The sequence below is a fragment of the Nocardioides pyridinolyticus genome (assembly GCF_054653575.1).
The window spans coordinates 1-348 of the sequence record NZ_BAAIFY010000104.1 but is presented as its reverse complement, the minus strand read 5'-3'; the positions used below and the strand labels follow the sequence as shown (position 1 = coordinate 348).

1 pseudogene is annotated in these 348 nt (G+C 67.0%); it reads left to right on the top strand.

The features are described 5' to 3' along the window. Positions 1–126: 126 nt before the first annotated feature. Positions 127–348: pseudogene (locus ACYQ0U_RS22845) on the top strand (hypothetical protein); the annotation flags it as partial.

Genomic DNA, 348 nt, shown 5'->3' with positions numbered 1-348 from the left:
CTAGACGGTATGACGTGACCCGGTCGCGTTGACGGGGTTGCGGGCCGGGGCCTCACTCACAAATGGTCGTGGGTTACCGAGTAGGGGCTGCCTGCTCGGCCTATCCAACAGTTGTGGGAGGCCCCGGTGTTCACCGAGCGTACGAGTGTTGGGCTCGACGTGCACGCACGATCTGTCGCCGCTGCGGCGATCGATGGCGTCACGGGCGAGCTCGTCCAAGCCAAGCTGACCCCGTCACATGAGCACATCCGGTCCTGGCTGGGGGACCTTCCGGGTCCGGTGGCGGTGGCCTACGAGGCCGGCCCGACCGGGTTCGGTCTCTCCCGATCGTTGACGGCAGTCGGCATC